Genomic DNA, 19,448 nt, shown 5'->3' on the forward strand with positions numbered 1-19,448 from the left:
CTACTTAACTACTTGCTACTTAACTACTTGCTACTTAACTACTTACTACTTAACTACTTGGCTACTTACTACTTAACTACTTTTATCACTTCCCTTCTGCATAAATCGATATTTTTATTTATGTTTGTAATATATTATTTGGTTTAGAAAGATGGGTGAACATATATGTTTCAGGCGAAATGAGCGCTTGGCGACTATAAACCCCTATTGGAGGGGAAATCCAATGGTAAAAGGACGATTTTTCAACCGTCAGCATCGTTTCCGGCCTGGAATGGGTAGTGTGTTGAAGTGGCGTTTGTCTCCTAATCCGCAACGAAAAGAAAAACGTACTGTAAAGTGGGAACCGAAGGTCAATTATCTTCGTTCGTTGGATGCGGTGAACGGCAATTCATTGATATGGTTGGGACATAATTCATTTTTTATGCAGTTGTCGGGTAAAAGGATTATGTTCGATCCGGTATTTGGCAATATTCCATTTGTGCGTCGGAGAAGTCAGTTTCCTGCCAATCCAAATATTTTTACGGGAATCGATTATTTGCTGATTAGTCACGATCACTTCGATCATTTGGATAAACAGAGTGTCGGGCGGTTGTTGGAGAACAATCCGCACATGAAGTTGTTCTGTGGCTTAGGTACCGGTGAATTGGTAAAGAGTTGGTTTCCGGAGATAGAGATGCTGGAAGCCGGATGGTATCAGCAGGTAGAAGACGGGCACTTGAAAATAACCTTCCTACCTGCACAGCATTGGAGTAAACGTTCGGTGCGCGATGGGGGACAACGCTTGTGGGGGGCGTTTATGCTTCAAGGTGATGGTATTTCTATTTATTATAGTGGTGATACGGGCTATTCCAATCATTTTGCGGAGATACCCGAATTGTTCAGTTCTCCTGATTATGCGTTGGTAGGTATCGGTGCCTATAAGCCCCGGTGGTTCATGCGTCCCAATCATATTTCTCCTCATGAAGCGTTGACGGCTTCGCAGGAGATGCATGCCGGGTTGACTATTCCGATGCATTATGGTACATTTGATCTATCGGATGAACCGCTCCACGATCCTCCTCAAGTTTTTGCTGCTGAGGCAAGGAAAAGGAATATTAAAGTAGCTATTCCTACGCTGGGAGATATCGTGAAACTGAAAAAGCAAAAGTAGGAAGTTCAGTTTGTTACCGTTGTGTATGCGAAGGATGTATTTTTCTTTGTATAGTGATAAAGATGTGTATCAGAAAAAATGGTGTACCAAAGAAGATAGTGTATAAACATAGAAAGAGATGATCATGAAAAAAGTAGAAGTTAAAGAACTCTCAGAGAATTTTTTTGAAGCAATAGGAAAAGAATGGATGTTAGTTACGGCCGGAAACAAGGAAGCATTCAATACAATGACTGCCAGTTGGGGTGGTATCGGCTGGCTTTGGAATAAGCCTGTGGCTTTTGTTTTTGTTCGTCCCGAACGGTATACTTATGAATTTATTGAAAAGGGCGATTTCCTTACGCTTTCTTTTTTGGGAGAAGAGAATAAGAAGATTCATGCTGTTTGTGGTTCCAAGTCCGGCAGGGAGGTGGATAAAGTGAAGGAAACCGGATTGAAACCGTTGTTTACAGCACAAGGGAATGTACTTTTTGAACAAGCCCGTTTGAGTTTGGAGTGCAGGAAGCTTTATGCCGGGGAGATTGGTCCTGAAAACTTTTTAGATAAGAATTTGATTGAGAAATGGTATGGAGGTTCGCACGGTGGATTTCATAAAATGTATGTAGTTGAAATAGAAAATGTGTGGATGCGCTGATTTGCTGCCATATGGATTTGTTGATTCGTTGATAATGATTGCATATCTTAAGACAGTGTCTATACGATTGTGCAAATAGATGAGGCTGACGACTCGATCAGCCCCATCAACTCAGAAGAAAGAAAAACCTCAATCACCTAAAACCTATTTTATTTTTCTGTTTTTCCTTTCCATTTCTGTAGTCCATTGTCCAATACGTAGACTTGAATTTTTTTTCTGCATATTCGGCAAAAGTACGTACATCGAAGAATTTCACTCCTTTTTTTTGAATTTTCTGGGCGAATTTTTTATTGGGTAAAGCCGTGTGTTTTTGTCATCATAATTACTCCATATTTTTGAAGCTCCCTCTCTACAGAGGTGTCTCATTGTTTGATTATATTAACTTTTTTCTAATAAAACAATTTTCTAATGGAAAATATTGACGCGATAATATTTATTTGCTAAGAAATAAAAGATTCTGTATGAATTTAAGAAAAATGTACAAATATATAGCAAAAAGCTCCTTTGGCGATCCAAAGGAGCTTTTTCATTTTCAATCGGCTTACCGGTTTATTTCAGCCATTTATCCAACCATTCGAAGAAGGTACGTTGCCACAGAATACCATTCTGCGGTTTCAGTACCCAATGGTTTTCGTCCGGATAGATTAACAGTTCCGCAGGAACTCCGCGCATTACCGCAGCATCGAAAGCAGCCATTGCCTGATTGGCAAGGATGCGATAGTCTTTCTCTCCATGGATACACAGAATGGGAGTGTCCCATTTGTCTACGAACAGATGTGGAGAGTTGGCGAAGGTGCGTTGCGCTGTTGCGTTCTGCTTTTCCCAATAAGCGCCGCCCATGTCCCAATTGGCAAACCATTTCTCTTCTGTTTCGAGGTATTGCATTTCCATGTTGAAGATACCGTCGTGAGCAATGAATGCTTTGAAGCGTTTGTCGTGATGTCCCGCAAGCCAGTAGACGGAGAATCCTCCGAAGCTGGCACCTACGCAGCCCAGACGTTCCTTATCCACGAAAGGCTCTTTAGCCATTTCATCGATTGCAGTGAAGTAGTCTTTCATGCACTGGCCGCCATAGTCGCCACTGATGGCTTCGTTCCATTCGTTACCGAATCCCGGAAGGCCGCGACGGTTCGGGGCTACAATGATATAATCGTTGGCAGCCATGATTTGGAAGTTCCAGCGGTAACTCCAGAATTGGCTGACGGGGCTTTGTGGGCCACCTTCGCAGAAAAGTAGCGTGGGATATTTCTTGTTCGGGTCGAATTTGGGAGGATAAATTACCCAAGTCAGCATCTGTTTGCCGTCGGTGGTTTTCATCCAGCGCCCTTCCACTTTTCCCATTTCGAGTTGGTCGTATATCTGCTTGTTCTCCTGTGTCAGCTGAGTAGTCTTTCCATCCAGACTGATGGCATAAATTTCATCACCCATACTGATAGAATGGCGTTTGGCGATCAGCTTGTCTCCGAAAAGGGCAGGAACACCATAGTCGTACATGCCTTCGGTAATGGCTCTGACAGAATTGTCGGTAAGGTTGAGGGCATATATTTGTACCTCTCCGTGCCATACACCTGTGAAATAGATCGTTTTCGCATCGGCACTCCAGATAAAAGCATCCACATTCGATTCGAATCCTTTGCTGGCAAATCTTTTTTCGCCCGTTTCGAGATTCATTACCATGAGCCGGTTCTGGTCGGCTTCGTATCCGTCGCGTTCCATACTTTGCCAAGCGATGTATTTACCATCCGGTGAGTATTGCGGGTTGGTGTCGTATCCTTTATTTTCTTCGGTTATGTTTACGGTTTGCTTGGTGTTCAAATCATAAACATAGATATCGGAATTGGTAGAGATGGCGTATGCCAGTCCGGTTTTCTTGCGGCAAGTATATGCCACTTTATCCGAAGTAGTGTTCCAAGCCAGTTGTTCGATGCCACCCCAAGGTTTCATCGGGCTTTCGTAGGGTTCACCATCCAGTATGTCGACAATATTCGAGATTGCATTGCCATCGAAATCGGCCACAAACGGATGCGGGGCGGTGGTTACCCATTCGTCCCAATGTTTGTACATCAGATCGGTGACGATGATGCCTGTTGCCTTGGGTAGATCGGGATATTTGTCGGCTGTGCTTTTCACTGTTTTTACTTGCGAAATGAAAAGGATCTTCTTTCCGTCCGGTGAGATGGAGAATCCCTCGATATCTCCGTCGTAGTTGGTGAGTTGTCTGCGTCCGCTACCGTCCGGATTCATTTCATAAATCTGGCTGCTTCCGTTGTCGTTGCTTAAGAAAGCTATTTTAGTTCCGTTTTTGATCCAGACAGCAGCATTCTCTTGATAGGGAGTATGGGTGATCTGCTTGGTGTCACTTCCATCCGCATTCATCACGAAGAGTTCTCGGTTACTTTTGTTCTGGGATACGCTGTAATAAGCTACGCTGTACACTATCTGTTTGTTATCGGGTGATACGGATAGCTCGCCGATACGCCCCATTGCCCATAATGCTTCGGGCGTCATGCGCATCCCTTCGATTTTAATATCCGATTTACAGATGAGTGCTTCTGCGCTCTGTCCTGCGTCTTTGGTGCCGCCGCAGGCTGCTAACATCATTGTTGTTGACATAACTAACAGTTTGGCTTGTCTCATATTTTTTCTTGTTAATTTTAGTTGTGCGAAGATAACGATTAAATTTTATTTCTCTGTAGGGTGATGTGAAATAGTTTAAGTTCTTATGGCAAGGGCTAAAAGATGCTACGTCTTTTCTAAAAAGATATATGTCCTTTGAGAGAAACACGTTATGTCTTTTTTCTAAACTTGCTACGTCTTTTTCTAAAGTCTGCTACGTCTTTTTGACTTATACTGATTTATACTAAAAACCGGTTGTTACTTTCAACGGTTAGTTGCTAATTGAGTTGTCAGATTCTGTTATTCTTTCCTGAAAAAGTTGTTGGCTTATCTGTATTGTTCCTGAAATAGTTGTCACGAAGGAAAACAGTGGAAAACTTATAACTGAACCGGTTTACATCTATTTCGTCTAAGCCCTGAATAAGTTGGTAGATGCGGAACATTACAGGTATCGTGAGAGATATGTTCTGTTTTTTGATTGATTTGTATGAACTTGATTTCTAAAGATGAAAATGGTGTATTTGTGTTACGTTTTTCAGACGCAGTTTTGAGACTTAGGGTTCACAAGGTTCATCGTTCATCTATGGCCCCTTCTGTGGAACTTATTTTGTCTTAAAAGTTTGTTGTTCAAATATATATGTATATTCTGTGTTTCTGCTTTTTGAGCGAATTTAGCGAATAAATATCTTTATTACTATTGTTTGTTTATGGAAAGTTTTTAACAATCATGTGCTTTTTGTATTTTTTTGTATTTTTGATTTTTTATATACATTATAGTAAATGATTCTGATCTTTTTCAGCCAAATAGGGTCTAAAAGGAACGTTGAACCTTTGTGAACCCTAATATTTATTTATCTTATTGAATATTAGAATTTTATACTGAATCTTGTTTTCTTTATAATAGCATAATTTAATAGGTATGGAAAAAGTATATATGTGATATATTTATACATTTATATTCTATGCGATATTTTGATTTTCATTCTATTTTGTTGCAATTAATTAAACCTTAAATTCTTTTGCTCATCTACTGGTTATATCTTTTTCTGTTGCCAATTTCCTTTTTGGATATACCATCGGCAGAGTATCAGTGTAAGGATCGCATACACGTGTTCCGAAGTCCAGCAGAGGGCTACGTCCACTCTCAAATACAGAATCAGATAGGTGATGTAGGCAACATAAACCACCAGCACGGACATCTCCATGATCAGTGCTGTACGTGTATTACCCGTACCCGATACGGACTGGAAGTATACATTGGCCGGGACCATGATAAGATAACCCGTACACAGTACCCACAACGATGGGACAGAAGCTTCCCGCAGTGAGGGGATATCCGTGTAGATACTTAATATCAGGTTGGGAAACAGGGCAAAAAATATCAGTAGCGGGATAACGAAAGCATAGGCTATCCGTATATGCTGGCGGATCGTTCCTTGTACGCATTGCGTCTCTCCGGCTCCGATCAGGTTACTCACCAGTGAACCGCAGGTGGCAGCAAATGCCATAGTCATCATGAACGGTATGCCGGAAACATTGCGGATGATATTCGTAACAGCCAATGCACGTTCTCCCAGATGTTCCACGAACAGGAAGAATGTAAGCCAGGTAGACATGGATAGGAGGTTCTGTATCATTGTCCAGAGAGAGACCCCCAATATGCGTTTTAATATTTCCGGTTGGAAGGCGGGTAGCTTGTTGAGCGCATACTTCCGGCAGTCAATCCGCCTCCAGGTATAGATGATGAAGAATAGTACAGAGACCAATTCTGCCAATGACGAACCGATGGCTGCTCCGGCAATTCCCAGTTTGGGGAAGCCGAATTTTCCGAAAATCAGGATGTAGTTGAATACCACATTCGACAGTACCATGACAATGGAATTCAATGTCAGCGTTTTGGTTTGAGTGGTGCCCACGAAGAATGCCCGGAACATCACCATGATAAATGAGAAGAAGAAACCGAAGATGCGCCAATTGATGTAGCTGAGGGCTGCTTCATAAATGTTGGGTGAAGAGATGATATTCTTCAATAGATGTGGTGAGAAATGCAGCGACATGGCAAATACGATTACCGCCAGCACCAATAAGAAATAAATCCCCTGATAGAAGATAGGGCCTATTTCATTGTATTGCCGTTCTCCGTTGCGCCGTGCCATCATGATCTGTGCCCCGATGCTGAAACCGAATGCCATCATAAAGATGACCATGTAATAGATACCTGCAATGGCTGATGCACCCAGTTCTATTTCTCCTACACGCCCCAGAAAGGCTGTGTCTGTCATTCCGATCATCTGCTCCATGACGAGACTGATCAAAATTGGATAGGAGATAATCCATATTTCCTTATAAGTATATTTAGTTTTCATTCTATTCTTTACTGTTTTGTCGTTGTCTGACTTGACATGCATGCCTGTATAAAAATCACAAAAGCCGGACTAACTCTTTCTTAAGTTTACCCGGCTTTTGCATTATAATGGAATAGCTTTTATCGCTTATTCTGCTGCTGTTTTGCTTTTGCCATCTCTTCCTGCTGCTTTTGCATAGCTTCAAGACGGGCGGCAAAGCCGGTTTTTTTCATTTGTTTCGGGTCTTTTTTCTTCGCTTCGAGAATGGCAAGCAACTTGTCTTCGTCGGTTGTTTTGCGAAGTACGATCATCGTACCCACGCTGATCAGCGTTGAAATAAAGTAGTAATAATTCAATCCCGAAGGATAGTCATTCAAGACGAAAAGGAACATTACGGGCATCAGATACATCATCCATTTCATTGCTGCCATCTGGGGCTGTGCACCGGTATCCTGCTGTTGCATGGTGAACTTAGTGTTCAGGATGTTGGTCACTGTCATCAACAGACAGAACAAACTGAGGTGATTGCCTAAGAATGGGATATGGAACGGGAATGTAATGAATGCATCGTAAGTAGACAAGTCGTCCGCCCAAAGGAAGCTTTGCTGGCGAAGCTCGATAGCGCTCGGCACAAACATAAACAATGCCATGAGGATAGGGAACTGTAACAGCATTGGCAAACAACCTCCCATCGGGCTTACTCCATACTGGCTATACAGGCTCATTACTTCCTGTTGTTTTTTCATCGCATCTTCCTGTTTCGGATATTTCTTGTTTATTTCATCTATTTTCGGTTTCAGTACGCGCATTTTGGCCGATGACATGTAAGTCTTCCAAGTGGCCGGATATACGGCGATTTTCACTATGATGGTCAGAATCAGCAGAACGATACCCATGCTCAGTCCCCAACCGGAAAGCCAGTCGAACACGTTGATGGTGATAAATTTGTTGATCCAGCGAATCAACGGCCATCCTAAATAAACCAGATTGTCGAGTTCCCATTTATCATCGCGTCCTTTATCAAGTGCTTTTAGCGTTTTGTAATGGTTCGGACCGAAATAGAAATACATGTCGGTAGCTTGTTTTCCGGTCGGATCGAAGAAAGTATTCATTTCTGCGGAATAATCTTTGATATAGCCGCTTCCCTGTTTCTCCATTCTCGACTTGACGTTTACCTTATCAAAGTCCTGATTGGCGATGAATACGGAAGAGAAGAACTGATTCTTGAAGGCAATCCAGTCTACACGTCCTTCAATCTGCTTTTCATCGTCTTTGGCAGCCGAAAGATTGTCTGTATCGTCATTGGCTATTTTGTACATCAACTCGGCCAGACGGTTTTCATAAGTGAACCCTTTTTCAAGTTGACGTGCACGTTGCGACCAAGAGATATCTACATAATCCGTTGAAGCGAGTTTTCCTGCCATACCTGTTGCCTGAATGGTGAATCTCAACAGATAACTGTCCGGCTTCAGCGTATAGGTAAAGTCGATATAGCTGTCGCTGTCGGCAGTCAGACGCATGGTCAGGCTGCTGTCGGTTTTGTTGACAACCTCAAAATAATAATCCTTTGTCTGGATGGTCTCTTTTTTATTATAGAAGTTGAAGTTCATTTCGGCATCACTGCCATTGAACAGCACAACCGGTTTACCATCCTGTCCGTTATAGTCTTTTAGCATCGCGGAATAAACACGTCCTCCTTTATTGTCGAAAGTGATTTCCACTAAGTTATTCTGAATAGTGGTGAAAGATTCTTTGCCTTGCATGGCATTGAAGAAAAGCGAAGTCGAATCTACCGTACCGGTGGCTTCTCCTTTCTCATTGGCCAACGCTGCTGCCGCTTTGGCTTTGAGGGCTTCCTCCTGTTTCTGCACCACTGCAATGGAGTCGTAGTATTTCTTTTGTGCAGCGATCTGTTCCTCGCTCGGACGGCTCAGAAAGCTGAAACCTACTAATAAGATAGCTATTAAAACGAGACCTGTTATGGTGTTTTTATCCATTTTTAATTCTTGATTATTTAATTATTATTTGCTGATTGCTGCCTTGATGAATGATACGAATAGCGGATGCGGATTCAATACCGTACTGCTATATTCCGGATGGAACTGAGTTCCTACGAACCATTTCAATGCGGGGATTTCCACAATTTCCACTAAACCCGATTCCGGATTGATACCCGTACACTTCATACCTGCGGCTTCGTATTCGGCTTTAAATTCGTTGTTGAATTCATAGCGGTGGCGGTGGCGTTCTTGGATATATTCGGTCTTGTAGGCTTCATAAGCCTTGCTGCCTTTTTCCAACGTACATTCGTAGGCGCCCAGACGCATCGTTCCACCCATATTGGTGATTGCTTTCTGTTCCTCCATGATGTCAATGACGTTGTGCGGTGTTTTTTCGTCCATTTCGCGTGAATTGGCATCCTTATATCCTAATACGTTGCGGGCAAACTCGATAGCGATACATTGCATACCTAAGCAGATACCGAATGTCGGTATGTTATGGGTACGGGTATGTTTGATAGCAACGAATTTACCTTCGATACCGCGTTGGCCGAAGCCGGGACCTATCATCACGCCTGCCATGCCTTTCAATGCTTCTGCTACATTGTCCTCTGTCAGCGTTTCACTGTTTACAAAATCCACCTGAACTTTACAGTCGTTGTAAGTTCCTGCCTGTGAAAGAGCTTCGCGGATCGATTTGTAGGCATCCTGCAAATCATATTTACCTACCAGGGCAATGTGTACCGGTTCTGTGTTTTCCGCTTTATGACGGCGTTCGAGGAATGTGCGCCATGGGCCGAGTCCCGGAGTTTCGCCTACGGGAAGCCCCATCTTTCTCAGAATCGTTTCATCCAATCCTTGTGCCTGCATCAGTATAGGCACTTCATAGATAGTAGGAGCATCGATGCTCTGTACGACGGCGTTCTCGTCTACATTGCAGAATAGGGCTACTTTCTTGCGAAGGCTGGCGCTCAGTTCGTGTTCGGCGCGCAGTACAAGGATATCCGGTTGGATACCGGCGCTTTGCAACTCTTTTACGGAGTGTTGGGTCGGTTTTGTCTTTAACTCGCCGGCTGCAGCCAAATAAGGAACATAAGTAAGATGTACGCACAATGCATCTTTTCCTAACTCCCATTTCAACTGACGGATGCTTTCTACGTAAGGGAGTGATTCGATATCGCCTACGGTTCCGCCTATTTCGGTGATTACAAAGTCGAATTTATATTTATTGCCCAGCAACTTCACGTTGCGCTTAATCTCATCGGTGATATGTGGAATTACCTGAATCGTTCTACCCAGATAGTCACCGCGACGTTCTTTGTCAATAACGCTTTTATAAATACGTCCGGTGGTGATGTTGTTGGCTTTTGTTGTCTGGATACCTAAGAAGCGTTCGTAGTGTCCCAAATCAAGGTCGGCTTCATGTCCGTCTACGGTTACGTAGCATTCTCCGTGTTCATAAGGATTCAGTGTTCCCGGGTCGATGTTGATATACGGGTCAAACTTCTGAATGGTTACTTTATAACCTCTTGCTTGCAGCAATTTACCGATGGATGATGAAATAATACCTTTTCCTAACGAGGAAGCTACACCACCGGTGACGAAAATATACTTTGTTTCTCCCACAGCTATAACTGTTTTAATTATTTGTTTACTATGATGTAATTCTTATGAGTCTAACGCATTAAAAACTGCAAAATTACAAAAAAATGGGCAAGTAATGAGTAATCGTTGAAACAAATTTATTAAAAAATGCAATTCGTTCTTTTTAAGAGGGAAGAAAGGGTGGCAAAAACAACTTTCCTTTTCTTTCCTTTTTTAAAGATTTTAATGTATTTTTGCGCTCAAATTACAAACGACATGAAGAACTGTTACATTTCATTATTCACATTAGCGATTATTTTATCTTCATCGGTGATGGCGCAAGATGCGGTTAAACCTGTGTTGGATAGTTTAAATAATGTAGTAAAGGCGGATACGTTGTTGCCGGTAAAAGTTGATTCGTTGCCGGCGGCGAAGCCCGATGTGCAATTGTCGGAAAAAAACGATACACTGCGGGCTGTAAAATCCGATAGGCCGTTGGTGGTGAAGACAGGTACGAAGCCGTCGTTAAAAGCTGTAACGCCCGTACCGGAGAAACCGGATACGCTTGCTGCGGGACTTCAGCCATATCTTATATTAAAACTGGATCCTAAAACAAATAAATTGGATACGGTTTCGATTTTGTATGAGAAATATATCGGGGCATTGAACTATTTGAATGACCCTGCTGTGCCGGAACGCTATATTCCGGTAAATCCCCAATATTATCGGTTGTTTACACCGTTGGCTTATTATTATTCTCCGATAGCGGAGTATTCTAAAATTGACTGGGAACTTCCTAAGATTGATACGGTATCTGTTGATTATTCCAAATGGCTGCCTTACAATGAAGATCAGTTCACCTCTTTGAAGCGTTCAAATAAAATTGTAGACCGCACATTGATGGGGGTTTACCTGAATGCACCCCAGCTTGTACGTACTACGGAAAAGCAGATCAGAAGCCGGAAAGTGTTCCGGGAAGATGTGAAGCCGAAAGCGAAAACAGAAGTGTTGCGTTTGTTTGATAAAGAGCCGATGGATGTGGGGGTAGGAGAAGCCGAATTGAAGATCAGCAAGCCAAACTGGTGGGTAACAGGTGGTAACGGTTCGTTGCAGATTACCCAGAACTATATTTCCGACAACTGGTATAAAGGAGGGGAAAGTAACAATGCGCTGTTGGCCAATCTGCAATTGTTTGCCAACTATAATGACCGTGAGAAGGTGCAATTTGAAAATATGCTGGAAGCGAAACTCGGATTCAATTCGACACCGTCGGACGAATATCATAAATATCTGGTGAACACCGACCAGCTCCGTTTGTATAGCAAATTGGGTATACAGGCAGCCCATAACTGGTATTATACCATTTCTGCTGAATTCAAAACGCAGTTCTGCAACGGTTATAAGGCCAATAGTGAAGAACTGGTTTCTGCATTCTTTGCTCCTGCCGATTTAGCGATCAGTGTCGGTATGGACTATAAACTGAAGAAGAAGAAATTCAACTTCTCTTTGTTCCTTGCGCCGTTGACATACAACCTGCGGTATGTGGGCAACAGCGAAGTGAACGAAACGAAATTCGGTCTGGATGAAGGCAAGTCTTCCAAGAATGATTTCGGTTCACAGTTTCAGCCTACTTTAACCTGGAATATTATTCCTTCCATCTCGTTTGATTCGCGTTTGAATTATCTGACCAGTTACAAATGGGTACGTATCGAGTGGGAAAATACAGTGAATTTTGTGCTGAACCGTTATCTGTCTACCAAGCTTTATGTACATGCACGCTATGATGACAGTTCGAAACCTGCCGAGGGGAAAAGTTATTTTCAGGTAAAAGAATTGTTGAGTTTTGGTATCAATTATCAATGGTAAACTGACTTTTAGTAAGCATAATAACACGGGCGACCCTATCAGGGTCGCCCGTGTTGTTTATCGTGTGCGGTAACAAAAAAAGTAAAAATAGCACTTTAACACATAGAAAAAACAGTTGAAAGCTTCGTAGTTCACAAATAATGCTTAAATTTGCCGCAATTTGTAATGTTCAGTTTGCAAAATGGCTAATACAATAAAGCATCAAGGTATTGTGGAAAACATAAACGGTTCCCATCTTTCAGTGAGAATTATCCAGACATCGGCATGTGCGGCATGCAGTGTCAAGGGACATTGTTCTTCTGCTGACAGTAAAGAGAAAGTGATTGATGTCACAGACCCTTCGGCACAGACTTTTCGGGTAGGTGAGCAGGTGATGGTTATCGGTGAAACCTCTATGGGGATGATGGCCGTGACACTGGCTTTTGTATTTCCTTTTATACTTTTAATACTTTCCCTTTTTATATTTATGGTAGTAATAGGCGATGAACTCTATGCGTCGCTTCTTTCGCTGGCTGTCCTTGTTCCATATTATTGTCTGTTGTGGCTGAATAAGACACGATTGAAACAAACATTTTCATTTACTATAAAACCAATAAAATAACTAATTTATGAATTTGATTCTGATTGCAGTAATTTCATTGGGAGCCATTGCGCTGGTTTCAGCCGCTATTCTGTATGCCGCTTCCAAGAAATTTGCCGTGTATGAAGACCCGCGTATTGCCCAGGTATCCGAAGTGCTGCCCCAAGCTAATTGCGGTGGATGTGGTTATCCGGGGTGCAGTGGGTTTGCCGATGCTTGTGTAAAGGCTGGTTCATTGGATGGAAAATTTTGCCCGGTAGGCGGACAGCCTGTCATGACGCAGATAGCTTCTATCCTCGGACTTGATGCAGGCGAAGCCGAACCGATGGTTGCGGTTGTGAGATGTAACGGAACCTGTGCCAACCGTCCTCGTACCAATGTGTACGACGGGGCGAAGAGTTGTGCGATTGCCGCTTCTCTTTACGGTGGTGAGACAGGTTGTAGTTTTGGTTGTCTGGGCTGTGGCGACTGTGTGGCCGCTTGTCAGTTCGATGCCATTCATATGAATGCCGAAACCGGACTTCCGGAAGTGGATGAGGCCAAATGTACGGCTTGCGGTGCTTGTGTCAAGGCCTGTCCGAAGGCGATTATCGAAATTCGTCCGCAAGGTAAGAAGTCGCGCCGTGTGTATGTGTCTTGTGTCAACAAAGACAAGGGTGCTGTGGCACGTAAGGCTTGTACGGTGAGCTGTATCGGTTGTGGTAAATGCGTCAAAACTTGTCCGTTTGAGGCAATTGCGCTTGAAAACAATTTAGCTTATATCGATCCGAACAAATGTAAGTCATGCCGTAAGTGTGTGGAAGTTTGTCCGCAGGGAACCATTATTGAATTGAATTTCCCGCCGCGTAAACCGAAAGCGGAAGAGGCTCCTGCCGTAAAGGCTCCGAAAGGGGAAACTTCCGAAGCAAAGCCGGTTGCTGAAGCGTAAATAAAAGAGTAATAAACAGATAAAATACAGAAATTGTATGTTGAAGACATTTTCAATTGGTGGTGTTCATCCACACGAAAATAAACTGTCGGCACATCAGCCCATTATCATGGCGGAGATTCCGTCAAAGGCGGTTATCCTGTTGGGGCAGCATATCGGTGCTCCTGCCAAACCGGTGGTAGCTAAAGGGGATGTGGTGAAAGTGGGCACTAAGATTGCCGAGCCCGCCGGTTTTGTTTCGGCAGCCATTCACTCTTCTGTCAGCGGAAAGGTCGCAAAAATAGACTCCATTATCGATGCCAGTGGTTATGCTAAGCCTGCTATCTTTATCGATGTGGAAGGTGACGAGTGGGAAGAAACCATTGACCGTAGCGAAACACTGGTGAGAGAGTGTGAACTGACAGCCGAGGAGATTGTGAAGAAAATTGCCGATGCCGGTATTGTTGGTTTGGGTGGTGCTTGTTTTCCCACTCAAGTGAAACTGTGTCCTCCTCCTTCGTTCAAGGCGGAATGTGTAATCATTAATGCCGTTGAGTGTGAACCGTATTTGACTGCCGACCATCAGCTGATGTTGGAACATGCCGAAGAAATCATGGTAGGGGTTTCTATTTTGATGAAAGCGGTGAAAGTAAATAAGGCCTTTATCGGTATTGAGAATAATAAGCCCGATGCCATTGGGTTGATGACTAAGGTCGCTTCCAGTTATGCCGGTATCGAAGTTGTTCCTTTGAAAGTGAAATATCCTCAGGGAGGTGAGAAGCAGTTGATCGATGCTGTGACAAAACGGCAGGTGGCAAGTGGGGCGCTTCCTATTTCTACTGGTGCCGTAGTACAGAATGTAGGTACGGCTTTTGCTGTTTATCAGGCTGTGCAGAAAAATAAGCCGTTGTTTGAGCGGGTGATTACCGTTACCGGAAAGTCGCTGGCTAAACCTTCCAATTTCATGGCACGTGTGGGTACGCCGATGCGTCAGTTGATCGAAGCTTGCGGTGGTTTGCCCGAAGATACGGGTAAGGTGATCGGTGGTGGTCCGATGATGGGTAAAGCGCTGGTGAATATCGATGTTCCCACGGCAAAAGGTAGTTCCGGTGTTCTGATTATGGATCGGAAAGAGGCCAAGCGTGGCGAGATACAGAATTGTATCCGTTGTGCGAAGTGTGTGGGGGCTTGTCCGATGGGGCTTGAGCCTTATTTGCTTTCTGCATTGGCTGAGAATACAGAATTTGAAAGAATGGAAACAGAAAGAATCATGGATTGCATCGAGTGCGGTTCTTGCCAGTTCACTTGCCCTGCCAACCGTCCGTTGCTCGACTATTGTCGTTTGGGTAAAGGGAAAGTAGGCGCTATGATTCGTGCACGTCAAGCTAAAAAATAACGAAGTATGGAAAATAAATTTATAGTATCATTATCCCCTCACGTTCATAGCGGAGACAGCGTACAGAAGAATATGTACGGTGTGCTGATTGCCCTGTTTCCGGCTTTTATCGTGTCGTTTGTCTTTTTCGGATTGGGAGCCCTTATCGTTACGGCTACTTCCGTGGCAGCCTGTGTTTTTTTTGAATGGGCTATCGGCAAGTACCTGCTGAAAAAAGAAACTACTACTATTTGTGACGGTTCGGCCATCATCACCGGTGTATTGCTGGCTTTCAATCTGCCCTCCAATCTTCCTGTATGGATTATTATTCTGGGGGCGCTGTTTGCTATCGGTGTGGGCAAAATGTCGTTCGGAGGTTTGGGAAATAATCCTTTTAACCCTGCATTGGCAGGACGTGTGTTCTTATTGCTTTCTTTCCCGGTACAGATGACTACGTGGCCGGTGGTTGGCCAGTTGACGGCTTATGCCGATGCTACTACAGGAGCTACTCCGTTGGCAATCATGAAAGGGGTGATCAATGGAGCGCCGGGTGTGTCGCTCGACCAGCTTCCCGATTCTTTGAGTTTGCTTATCGGTCAGAACGGCGGATGTTTGGGTGAAGTGAGTGCGGCTGCGCTATTGCTCGGTCTTATCTATATGCTGTGGAAAAAGATTATTTCCTGGCATATCCCGGTGTCTATTCTGGTCACTGTGTTTGTCTTTTCGGGCATCATGCATTTGGTTAATCCCGAGTTATACGTGTCTCCGGTGATACAATTGCTTTCCGGAGGTTTGATGTTGGGAGCTGTCTTTATGGCGACAGATTACGTAACTTCTCCGATGAGTAAGAAAGGTATGTTGATTTATGGTGTTTGTATCGGTTTGCTGACGGTTATTATCCGTTTGTTCGGTGCTTACCCCGAAGGTATGTCGTTCGCTATTCTGATTATGAATGCATTTACTCCGCTGATTAATACATATTGTAAACCTAAACGCTTTGGGGAGGTGGCGAAGAAGAAATGAAAAAGTTAGAATCATCATTAAAAAATATGTTGCTGGTACTTACCGGTGTTACTGCCATTTCGGTAGCGTTACTGGCATATGTGAATGAGCTTACAAAAGGTCCGATTGCTGAAGCGAATGCCAAGACGCTCAGCGATGCGATCAGCATTGTAGTACCGGCATTTGATAACAATCCGACGGCAGAAGCTACGAAGGAGACGGTAAACGGAGTGGAGTATACTATCTATCCGGCTAAGAAAGACGGACAATGGGTAGGCGCTGCTGTAGAATCTTCGGCTATGGGTTTTGGCGGTGAACTGAAAGTGCTGGTGGGCTTCGATGCCGACGGCAAGATCTATGACTATTCACTGTTGTCTCATGCCGAAACCCCGGGATTGGGTTCTAAGGCTGCCGATTGGTTTAAAGAGGGCAACAAAGGGAGCATCAAAGGCATGAATCCGGGTGAAGCTCCGCTTACGGTAAGTAAAGATGGAGGGCAGATAGATGCCATTACGGCTTCTACGATTACTTCGCGTGCTTTTCTTAATGCCGTAAATGCTGCTTATGCTGCTTATAAAGGCGATGGTGATACGAACGGGACTACCGGTGCCACGCAAAAAGTTGTTGAACCTGCTGATTCCGTCAGTGTTAATTAAGAAAGGAGTATATAGATATGAATAACTTTAAAGTCATGATGAACGGGATTGTCAAAGAGAATCCTACGTTTGTGCTCCTGTTAGGTATGTGTCCTACATTGGGAACTACCTCTTCTGCTATCAACGGTATGGGTATGGGATTGGCTACCATGTTTGTGCTTATTTGCTCGAATGTGGTAATCTCACTGATTAAGAATCTGATACCCGATATGGTGCGTATTCCGTCTTTTATTGTGGTTATCGCTTCATTCGTAACGCTGTTGCAAATGGTAATGCAGGCTTATGTACCGGGATTGTATGCTACTCTGGGGCTTTTTATTCCGTTGATCGTTGTAAACTGTATTGTGTTGGGCCGTGCCGAAGCCTTTGCTGCCAAAAATAATGCAGTGGCTTCTATGTTCGATGGTATCGGTATGGGACTCGGTTTCACCATTGCCTTGACATTACTGGGCGCCGTACGTGAATTTTTAGGAACGGGTAAGGTGTTCGACTTTGCCATTCTTCCGGAAGAATACGGTATGTTGGTATTCGTATTGGCACCGGGCGCTTTCATCGCATTGGGGTATCTTATTGCGCTAATTAACAGTTTGAAGAAGAATTGAGAAGAAATAGTGGTGTTTACCACCGCTTTTTTCATTATTCATTTTTTCATTATTAATTTAGAATTATGGAATATATATTGATATTTATATCGGCAATTTTTGTAAATAACATTGTATTGTCACAGTTCCTTGGGATTTGTCCTTTTTTAGGTGTTTCCAAGAAGGTAGATACTGCGTTGGGTATGAGTGCTGCCGTAGCATTTGTGCTTACGATTGCTACGATTGTAACTTTCCTTATCCAAAAGTTCGTGCTCGATGCTTTCGATTTAGGTTATTTGCAGACGATTACTTTCATTCTGGTGATTGCCGCTCTGGTGCAGATGGTGGAAATTATATTAAAGAAGGTATCTCCCTCACTGTATCAGGCATTGGGTGTATTTCTGCCGTTGATCACTACCAACTGCTGTATTTTGGGTGTAGCTATTCTGGTAATCCAGAAAGACTATGATTTGCTGACAGGGGTTGTATATGCTTTCTCTACAGCAATCGGTTTCGGCCTTGCTCTTGTGTTGTTTGCCGGTTTACGCGAACAGATGAGTCTGGTGAAGATTCCCGAAGGTATGAAAGGTACACCGATTGCCTTGATTACAGCCGGGCTGCTGGCTATGGCATTTATGGGCTTCTCAGGAGTAGTATAAGTAGGATTTAAACTACGGGTTAAGTAGCTACGGGTTATCAATTACGGTTTATAAGTCTTTTGTGTTTCATGACACAGTCACTTATCAGCCATAATTGATAGCCCGTAGCTTTTTTTGTATTCAAGGGATGTTTTTTTTACTCTGAAACGGATATTACAAATTAATTTTTTAAATTTGCAGACTGAACAAAGGAAAAACCGAAAAAACTAACCATATATAATTTTATGAAAGAAAGAATTTTAGTTACCGGTGGAACTGGTTATATCGGTTCTCACACAGTGGTAGAACTCCAAAACAGCGGATACGAAGTCATCATCATTGATAACCTCTCAAACTCGAGCGCTGATGTCGTTGACAATATTGAAAAGGTATCCGGTATACGTCCTGTTTTTGAAAAACTCGATTGTCTTGATTTTGCCGGCCTTGATGCCATGTTTGCTAAATATCCGGGTATTAAAGCAATTATTCATTTCGCAGCCAGCAAGGCGGTGGGTGAGTCTGTTCAGAAGCCTTTGCTTTATTATCGTAATAACCTCGTATCTTTGATCAATTTGCTCGAATTGATGCCTAAACATAATGTAGGCGGAATCGTATTCTCGTCTTCCTGTACGGTTTACGGACAGCCTGACGAACTTCCTGTAACAGAACAGGCTCCTATCAAAAAGGCAGAATCTCCTTATGGAAATACCAAGCAGATTAACGAAGAGATCGTTCGTGATACAGTAGCTTCCGGAGCACCGATCAATGCAATATTGTTGCGTTACTTCAACCCGATAGGAGCGCATCCTACCGCATTGTTAGGTGAACTTCCTAATGGAGTGCCTCAGAACCTGATTCCTTACCTTACTCAGACCGCTATCGGAATTCGTGAGCAGTTGAGTGTATTCGGTGACGATTATGATACTCCTGACGGTTCTTGTATCCGTGACTTTATCAACGTGGTTGACCTTGCTAAAGCTCACGTGATTGCCATCAAGCGCATTCTTGAACAAAAACAGAAAGAGAAAGTGGAAGTATTCAATATCGGTACGGGTCGTGGACTGTCTGTGTTGGAACTGATTAACGCTTTTGAAAAGGCTACCGGTGTGAAACTGAACTACAAGATTGTAGGACGTCGTGCCGGTGATATTGAAAAAGTATGGGCGAATCCCGATTATGCAAATAAGGAATTAGGATGGAAAGCTGTAGAGAGTATTGAAGATACTTTACGTTCTGCATGGAACTGGCAGTTGAAACTCCGTGAAAGAGGCATACAATAAAGAGTGTATTATACTCTATTAACATTGAAGAAATAAACAAATGCATAGATCGTTTGTTTATCAAGTGCAAATCGGCCTGAAACTTTTTTTATGTGTATGCGAATATCCATGGAAAGTACATATGCCTCTCGGCATAGACAGGTAAGATTGCATAGTAGTTTTGTCGTGTTTTATTTTGTGTTTGTGTTGTGACGGTACTACGACGGGAGTCGTGGTACCGTTTTGGCATTTATAATA

Annotated in this window: 15 protein-coding genes; 11 read left to right on the top strand and 4 right to left on the bottom strand. The window is 43.2% G+C overall.

Annotated elements, in window-relative coordinates; translation table 11 throughout:
• The first annotated feature begins 151 nt into the window (after positions 1 to 151).
• Both HMPREF1532_RS15160 and HMPREF1532_RS15165 read left to right on the top strand, forming a co-directional pair.
• Positions 152 to 1,150: an MBL fold metallo-hydrolase gene (locus tag HMPREF1532_RS15160; RefSeq protein WP_005931341.1), complete on the top strand. Its 999-nt coding sequence runs from the start codon at positions 152 to 154 to the stop codon at positions 1,148 to 1,150.
• Between the two features lie 124 nt (positions 1,151 to 1,274).
• Positions 1,275 to 1,781, top strand: a complete 507-nt coding sequence (locus tag HMPREF1532_RS15165) for a flavin reductase family protein (RefSeq protein WP_025819187.1) — start codon at positions 1,275 to 1,277, stop codon at positions 1,779 to 1,781.
• 549 nt (positions 1,782 to 2,330) lie between these two features.
• Here the strand turns inward: HMPREF1532_RS15165 and dpp5 are convergent.
• From dpp5 to HMPREF1532_RS15185, 4 genes are all read right to left on the bottom strand, one after another.
• The gene (gene dpp5, locus HMPREF1532_RS15170) at positions 2,331 to 4,418 is read right to left on the bottom strand and encodes a dipeptidyl-peptidase Dpp5 (protein WP_005931346.1); all 2,088 of its coding nucleotides are present in this window, start codon (positions 4,416 to 4,418) and stop codon (positions 2,331 to 2,333) included.
• Between the two features lie 1,013 nt (positions 4,419 to 5,431).
• Positions 5,432 to 6,763: an MATE family efflux transporter gene (locus tag HMPREF1532_RS15175; RefSeq protein WP_005931349.1), complete on the bottom strand. Its 1,332-nt coding sequence runs from the start codon at positions 6,761 to 6,763 to the stop codon at positions 5,432 to 5,434.
• Positions 6,764 to 6,882: 119 nt separating this feature from the next.
• A complete protein-coding gene (gene yidC / locus HMPREF1532_RS15180) occupies positions 6,883 to 8,739 on the bottom strand; it encodes a membrane protein insertase YidC (RefSeq protein ID WP_005931352.1) in 1,857 nt (618 codons plus the stop codon).
• Between the two features lie 24 nt (positions 8,740 to 8,763).
• A complete protein-coding gene (locus HMPREF1532_RS15185) occupies positions 8,764 to 10,368 on the bottom strand; it encodes a CTP synthase (protein WP_005931355.1) in 1,605 nt (534 codons plus the stop codon).
• A 126-nt stretch (positions 10,369 to 10,494) separates the two neighbouring features.
• Here HMPREF1532_RS15185 and HMPREF1532_RS15190 point away from each other — a divergent pair, with 126 nt between their 5' ends.
• The 9 genes from HMPREF1532_RS15190 (at position 10,495) to galE (ending at position 19,211) form a co-directional block, all read left to right on the top strand.
• Entirely contained in the window at positions 10,495 to 12,192 is a 1,698-nt protein-coding gene (locus HMPREF1532_RS15190; RefSeq protein WP_005931358.1) for a DUF3078 domain-containing protein, read from the top strand.
• A 181-nt stretch (positions 12,193 to 12,373) separates the two neighbouring features.
• Positions 12,374 to 12,793, top strand: coding sequence for a SoxR reducing system RseC family protein (locus HMPREF1532_RS15195; protein WP_005931360.1), 420 nt, complete (start codon positions 12,374 to 12,376; stop codon positions 12,791 to 12,793).
• Between the two features lie 7 nt (positions 12,794 to 12,800).
• On the top strand, positions 12,801 to 13,700 hold the full coding sequence (locus tag HMPREF1532_RS15200; RefSeq protein WP_005931362.1) for a Fe-S cluster domain-containing protein: 900 nt from the start codon (positions 12,801 to 12,803) through the stop codon (positions 13,698 to 13,700).
• A gap of 37 nt (positions 13,701 to 13,737) precedes the next feature.
• On the top strand, positions 13,738 to 15,075 hold the full coding sequence (gene rsxC, locus HMPREF1532_RS15205) for an electron transport complex subunit RsxC (RefSeq protein ID WP_005931365.1): 1,338 nt from the start codon (positions 13,738 to 13,740) through the stop codon (positions 15,073 to 15,075).
• Between the two features lie 6 nt (positions 15,076 to 15,081).
• Complete coding sequence (locus HMPREF1532_RS15210; RefSeq protein WP_005931368.1) at positions 15,082 to 16,077, top strand: RnfABCDGE type electron transport complex subunit D; 996 nt, start codon at positions 15,082 to 15,084, stop codon at positions 16,075 to 16,077.
• Positions 16,074 to 16,712 (top strand): RnfABCDGE type electron transport complex subunit G, encoded by a 639-nt coding sequence (locus tag HMPREF1532_RS15215; RefSeq protein ID WP_025819185.1) that lies wholly within the window; start codon positions 16,074 to 16,076, stop codon positions 16,710 to 16,712. The genes HMPREF1532_RS15210 and HMPREF1532_RS15215 overlap by 4 nt, the downstream gene beginning before the upstream one ends.
• Before the next feature lie 17 nt (positions 16,713 to 16,729).
• Positions 16,730 to 17,314, top strand: a complete 585-nt coding sequence (locus HMPREF1532_RS15220) for an RnfABCDGE type electron transport complex subunit E (protein WP_025819184.1) — start codon at positions 16,730 to 16,732, stop codon at positions 17,312 to 17,314.
• A gap of 65 nt (positions 17,315 to 17,379) precedes the next feature.
• Positions 17,380 to 17,952, top strand: a complete 573-nt coding sequence (rsxA, locus tag HMPREF1532_RS15225) for an electron transport complex subunit RsxA (protein ID WP_005931377.1) — start codon at positions 17,380 to 17,382, stop codon at positions 17,950 to 17,952.
• 224 nt (positions 17,953 to 18,176) lie between these two features.
• Complete coding sequence (gene galE, locus HMPREF1532_RS15230) at positions 18,177 to 19,211, top strand: UDP-glucose 4-epimerase GalE (RefSeq protein ID WP_005931380.1); 1,035 nt, start codon at positions 18,177 to 18,179, stop codon at positions 19,209 to 19,211.
• Positions 19,212 to 19,448 lie beyond the last annotated feature (237 nt).

It is taken from the genome of Bacteroides salyersiae WAL 10018 = DSM 18765 = JCM 12988 (genome assembly GCF_000381365.1).
In the GTDB taxonomy this organism is placed as follows: Bacteria; Bacteroidota; Bacteroidia; order Bacteroidales; family Bacteroidaceae; genus Bacteroides; species Bacteroides salyersiae.